The organism is Erythrobacter sp. JB1-7, assembly GCF_057365015.1.
Window position 1 is genome coordinate 3,113,954 of record NZ_CP200291.1, and the last position, 6,106, is coordinate 3,120,059.

At 58.1% G+C, this 6,106-nt stretch carries 6 protein-coding genes; 1 reads left to right on the forward strand and 5 read right to left on the reverse strand.

Features of this window, described 5'->3' with window-relative positions:
* Positions 1-5: 5 nt before the first annotated feature.
* Complete coding sequence (locus AC0V6W_RS15170) at positions 6-692, reverse strand: nitroreductase family protein (protein WP_486151378.1); 687 nt, start codon at positions 690-692, stop codon at positions 6-8.
* A 117-nt stretch (positions 693-809) separates the two neighbouring features.
* Here AC0V6W_RS15170 and AC0V6W_RS15175 point away from each other — a divergent pair, with 117 nt between their 5' ends.
* The gene (locus tag AC0V6W_RS15175) at positions 810-1,607 is read left to right on the forward strand and encodes a Coq4 family protein (RefSeq protein WP_486151380.1); all 798 of its coding nucleotides are present in this window, start codon (positions 810-812) and stop codon (positions 1,605-1,607) included.
* Here AC0V6W_RS15175 and AC0V6W_RS15180 read toward each other — a convergent pair.
* The 4 genes from AC0V6W_RS15180 to AC0V6W_RS15195 all read right to left on the reverse strand — a co-directional run.
* Positions 1,604-2,833 (reverse strand): TCR/Tet family MFS transporter, encoded by a 1,230-nt coding sequence (locus AC0V6W_RS15180; protein ID WP_486151382.1) that lies wholly within the window; start codon positions 2,831-2,833, stop codon positions 1,604-1,606. The genes AC0V6W_RS15175 and AC0V6W_RS15180 overlap by 4 nt on opposite strands.
* Position 2,834: 1 nt before the next feature.
* Positions 2,835-3,155, reverse strand: a complete 321-nt coding sequence (locus tag AC0V6W_RS15185) for a DUF6122 family protein (protein ID WP_486151384.1) — start codon at positions 3,153-3,155, stop codon at positions 2,835-2,837.
* A 115-nt stretch (positions 3,156-3,270) separates the two neighbouring features.
* A complete protein-coding gene (purL, locus tag AC0V6W_RS15190) occupies positions 3,271-5,550 on the reverse strand; it encodes a phosphoribosylformylglycinamidine synthase subunit PurL (protein ID WP_486151386.1) in 2,280 nt (759 codons plus the stop codon).
* 16 nt (positions 5,551-5,566) lie between these two features.
* On the reverse strand, positions 5,567-6,106 hold a 540-nt coding region (locus tag AC0V6W_RS15195; protein WP_486151388.1), incomplete at its 5' end, for a hypothetical protein.

The following is a 6,106-nucleotide window of genomic DNA, read 5'->3' on the forward strand; positions in this document are numbered from 1 at the left end:
GCGCGTTAAAGCCAGCTCGCAATCTGGCTCAGCGGTTTTTTCTTCAAGGCATGCGCTGGCACGGTCGCATCTGGGGCAGGGCGGCCCACCACGACAATCATCAACGGCTTTTCCCATTCGGGGCGCTCGCACGCCTCGCGCAGGAAACCCATGGGGGAGGGCGTGTGCGTCAAAGTTGCCAATCCCGCCTCATGTAGACACGCGATTAGCAGGCCGCAGGCGATCCCGACGCTTTCATTGACGTAGTAATTCTGCGTTTTGCCATCCTCTTCAATCCCGCCTTTACGCTGGGCGAAAACCGCGATGAGGTAAGGCGCAGTTTCGAGAAAAGGCTTATCCGCATCGGTGCCCAGATCTTTTAGCGCGCCCAGCCATTCATCCGATGCCTTGGGTTTGCCGCCTTCTTCGCCGTAAAAGCGGCGCTCTTCTGCTTCGGCAGCTTCGCGGATGGCGCGCTTCTTGTCTGCGCTTTCGATCACCGCGAAATGCCAGGGCTGGTGGTTGGCCCCATTGGGCGCGGTGCCAGCCGCTTCGATGGCTGCTTCGATCACTTCTCGCGGGACGGGCGTGTCAGCGAAGTAGCGGCAAGAACGGCGCGTTTTGGCCGTGTCGCGAAAAGTGCGCGCCCGCTCTATCGCTTCATCATCGCTCAATTGTTCAAGGGCGTAAGGGGCCGTTTCGTGGGTCTTCATAGCCCAAGCCTATCCGCTTTTGCGCCGCTCTAGTCAACGCGCTGGACATCTTACTAACATTGATGTAGGTTGCATTCCAATGACTGATTATTGAGATTCGGATTTACGAGACAAACCATGGCCACCACCGACCTTCCTTTCCTTGCGCCCGACCGCAAAATCAGTGGTTTCCGCCCGTTCACCGCGCTGCGCCATTTCCGCAAGCTGGTGGCCGATAAAGAGGACACCAAACAGGTGTTCTACATTATCGAGGCGCTGTCAGGCCGCAGAGTTTTGGAAAAGGCGCGCAATTTCGTCGCAACGCCCAAAGCGCGCGAATTTATGCAGCGCGAAGACGTGTTGCCGATTGGCGAGATGCTTGATGATCATGCGCGCTGGGCTGATTGCGGGCCGAACACTCTGGCGCAGCATTACATCCGCTTTATGAAACGCGAGGGGCTATCCGCTGCGGGCCTTCAGGCTGAAAGCTATGATTGGCGGCCCCGACATGAACGGCCCAATGATCAACTGGAATGGTATACGTGCCGTCTGCGCGATACGCATGATTTGTCGCACATCCTGACAGGGTATGGCCGCGATGCTTTGGGCGAAGCGGCTTTGCTCGGCTTTTCCTATGAGCAGGATCACAATTTTGGCGTCAAATTCATCGCCTATGCCGCCGCGCGTCAGATCAAAAAGACGACCGAAACCTCTGCACCGATCTATGCTGCCATTCGCGAAGGACGCGATTTGGGCAAAGCTGCAGCAAAGCTCAGCCATATGGATGTCGAGGCGATGATGGCCCGCGATATCGACGATGTTCGCGCCGAAATGAATATCGGCAAGCCCGTGCTCTACCGCGAATGCCTCGCGCAATTGGAGAGCGAGGGTTACGGCGAACACGACATCGCAATCAACGATGCAGCGCCTGCTTAACCGGGCGTTCGCCGCGCAATCTGGCGGGTAACGCGCCACAGAACCGCGAGACCGGCATAGCCGAAAATGGCGGACAGCAGGAATGGTGCGCCGGGGAAATACAGCCCCGTGTCATCGGCATAGACCGCGAAAACGCTGGTCATCATAACCGGGCCAAACACGCTGGTAATGCTCATGGTGGAGGCGACTGCGCCTTGCAATTCGCCCTGTGCGTCTTCGGAAATCCGCTCGCTCATCATTTGCTGTATGGCGGGAAATGTGACGCCTGCAATGCTGCCAACTACAATCGCAAAGATCAGGAACCAGCCGGTTGGTGCGAATGCCATCAGGACATAGGATTGCAGCCCGATAACCAGCCCGCCGATCGCGGTGGCTTTCACGCCAAAACGCTTGATCAAAACGCCTGTCAGGCCAGCCTGCGTAAAGGCGAGCATCAGACCGTAAAAGGCAACACCGAGCCCAATATCAAACTCGCTCCAATCGAATTTCAGGCGGGTGTAATATGACCACACCGCCATCGTGGATTGCGCAGCGGTCTGCATCAGGAATATCACGCTGAGAAAGCCGAGGACGAGAGGGGTTTTCGACATCTCAAATATCGTGCCCAGCGGGTTGGCGCGCGCCAGTGTAAATCGGCGGCGGCGATCCTTGGGCAGTGTTTCGCGCAGGGCAAACCAGCCGATTACCGCGCCGCCTATGCACAAAATGGCCGCTGCAAAAAACGGCGCGCGCACTGAATATTCGCCCAAAGTGCCTCCGATTGCAGGGCCGATGACAAACCCGCTCGCGCCTGCACCGCCCAGCATTCCAAACAGTTTTCCGCGATCCTGCGGCCCGGCGATATCGGCAATGCACGAATTGGCCGCCGCCCAGCTCGCGCCCATAATGCCCGACAGGATGCGCCCTGCAAACAGCCACCACAAATCTGGTGCCAGCGCCATGATGATGTAATCAATGCCGAGCAGGAACACCGTCACCAGCAAAATGGGCCGCCTGCCAAACCGGTCGGACAATCCGCCAATAACGGGCGCAAACAGGAACTGCATCACCGCATAGGCAAACAGCAGCCAGCCGCCAATGCTCGCGGTTTGCGCCTCGGCAAGGCCTGTCATCTCTTCGAGCAAAGATGGCATGACAGGCACGATGAGCCCGATCCCCATCATGTCGACAAACACGATAAAGGCGACGAGGGTAAGAGTGGCTTTGCTGGAGAGGTCCGCGGTCACATCACCATGTCTGCATCACGCAATCACCATAGTCCACGCACAAATGCCAAAGCGCGCCTACGCCAAAGGCACGTATCCACCATTTGGGCACTGCGAGCATCGCGGTGAAGGCAAGGGCAGCCTGCCAGCCATGCAGCAGGTGAAAGCCGATTGAGCAACGGTTCGGGTCGAAAATCGGGTCTGCGAGCAGGTGATCGAGGTCGATCAGGTTTGCGCTGGCTATGACTAGTCCGGCGCGCCACCATTTGCCCCGCCAGATGAACCAGCCGATCGCGAAGGGGACAAGCCAATGCCCGCCGTAGTGGAGTAGGGGCTGGAGCATGAGCAAACACTTTCCCCGCTCGTCCTGAACTTGTCGAAGGACTGTTCTTCACTTCTGAATGGACGCGAGAAGAAAAGTGCGATGCTTCGACAAGCTCAGCATGAGCGGTTTCGTTTTATTGGCCCATCCACTCAGCGAAAAAGCTGGCGTGGGCTTCGCGCAGGTCGGAGAGAGGGACGTTCAATACGCTTTCCCCTCCGACTGTTCCGATGCGCGTAAGGCCAACCATCTCGGCTTCCTCAATATCTGGTCCCTCAGCAACGATTGCATTGAATGCTTCGATGTTGTCAGATGCTACCGTGATCACATAGCGGGCCTGGTCCTCGCCAAACCACCATTGGGCAGCGGTGTAGGCATCGTTCGAGGTTACCTCTGCGCCTTTGCCACCTGACATTGCCATTTCCGCCAGGGCTACAGCCAAACCGCCGTCTGAGATATCATGCACTGCGCTTAACAATCCTTTGCCGATCAACTTGCGAACAATCTGACCCGCACCGATTTCAGCTGCCAGATTTACTGGCGGCGAGCGACCATCTCTGACGTCTTTGACCAATTCAAGCCACAGCGATTTGCCAAGGTGAGATCGGGTTGGATCCGGCTTTGCCCAGAATTCCGGTGCCAGAAGGTAGATTGCATCGCCTTCCTCCTTAAACCCCATCGTCATCATCTTCGACGCATCATCAATAATGCCGACCCCGCCAATCGCTGGAGTGGGCAAAATGGCGCTGCCACCGCCGGTTGCCTTGCTCTCATTATAAAGCGACACATTCCCGCTCACGATCGGGAAGTCCAAAGCCCTGCACGCATCGCCCATGCCTTCAAGCGCGTGGACGAATTGCGCCATGATCTCGGGCCGCTGGGGGTTTGCGAAATTCAGGCAGTTTGTCACCGCGAGGGGCCGTGCGCCCACTGCGCACAGGTTCCGGTACGCCTCGGCAATCGCCTGCTTGCCGCCTTCATAGGGATCAGCATAGACATAGCGCGGCGTGCAATCGGTGGTCAGCGCGAGCGCTTTGTTGGTGCCGTGCACACGCACAACACCGGCATCGCCGCCTGTTTGCAGCGTGTCGCCCATAACCTGGCTGTCATATTGCTCGGAAATCCAGCGGCGCGAGGCAAGGGCGGGGCTGGCCATCAGCTTGAGCAAGTCCGCGCCGATGTCGGTGCTTTCCGGCACCTCATCCAAGGGCTTAACCTGCGCCCATGCCTTGTATTCCTCTTTCAACAGATAGGGCCGGTCATATTCCGGCGCATCGGCAGCCAATGGGCCAAGCGGAATATCGCACACCACTTCGCCGCCCCATTCGAGCACCATATGGCGGGTGTCAGTCACTTCGCCGATCACGGCGAAATCCAGCTCCCACTTTTCGAAGATCGCCTGCGCCATCGCTTCTTTGCCGGGTTTGAGCACCATCAGCATCCGCTCTTGGCTCTCGCTCAGCATCATCTCGTATGGCGTCATCCCTTCTTCGCGGCAGGGAACCTTGTCCATATCGAGCCGGATGCCCGCTTTCCCGTTGGTCGCCATTTCGACGCTGGATGACGTCAGGCCGGCTGCGCCCATGTCTTGAATCGCGACAATCGCATCGGTTGCCATCAGCTCAAGGCACGCCTCGATCAGCAGCTTTTCGGTGAAGGGGTCGCCCACTTGCACGGTGGGGCGCTTGGCCTCCGCATCCTCTTCGAAATCCGCGCTCGCCATGGTCGCGCCGTGGATACCGTCGCGGCCGGTTTTGGAGCCGACATAGACAATCGGATTGCCCACGCCTGTGGCCGCGGAATAGAAGATCTTATCCGCATCCGCGACGCCAACGGTCATCGCGTTGACAAGGATATTGCCATCATAAGCAGGGTGGAAATTCGTCTCCCCGCACACGGTCGGCACGCCCACGCAATTGCCGTATCCGCCAATGCCTGCGACCACGCCTTGAACCAGATGCTTCATCTTGGGGTGTTCGGGCCGTCCGAACCTCAGCGCATTGGCATTGGCAACAGGCCGCGCGCCCATGGTGAAGACATCGCGCAAAATCCCGCCAACGCCGGTTGCTGCGCCCTGATAGGGTTCGATGTAGGAGGGGTGGTTGTGGCTCTCCATCTTGAAAATCGCCGCCTGACCGTCGCCAATATCAATAACGCCCGCATTCTCTCCGGGGCCGCAGATTACCCAGGGGGCCTCGGTCGGCAGTTTCTTCAGATGCAGGCGCGATGATTTGTAACTGCAATGCTCTGACCACATGACCGAGAAGATGCCCAGCTCCACCATATTCGGTTTGCGCCCCAATGATTTGAGCACCTGCGCGTATTCCTCGGGCGAAAAGCCGTGCTGTTCGACGATCTCGTCGGTGATTTCGCTGGTGTTTTGGCTCGGGGCGGCGGGGCTTGGCTGTTCACTCATGGCCCATGCCCATATGTCAGCTAAGGGCTGAGGCCAAGCCAGCTTTTCGCATCACATAGCGGTTCTCCCCAAGCCACCATGCAAGACCTGTGAGAATCGCAAAGGCGAGCAGCGCCTGGCCATAGACAAACGGGCCAGCCGCTTCGGGATGGGGAGCAAACCAATTGACCATCTGCAAAGTGACCAAGGTACCGATCAGCACCAGCGGTGGAAGCAAAGGCCCCTTGCTGCGGCGCAGGTAAATGAGAAACGCTCCCAGAGTGATGCCCAGTTCCAGCGGCATCGCGATTTCAGGGTAGTTCCACAGGCCATAACCATAAGCTTCCCCGCTGCCGGTCAGCGTTAAATCGGGGCGGTGGGTCAGCCAGTCGAGCCCCCAATGCGAGATTACCACAAGGCCAGCGAGCAAAGCGCCCACTGCATCCTTGTGCTTGATCCACACAAACAGCGCAAACCCAAGCGCAAATGCGGCAGAGCCTGTTAGGCTGTGAGTATAAGGCAGGTGATACAGATCAAACGGCACCATCACGGTCGCATCAGGATCAATGCGCATTTT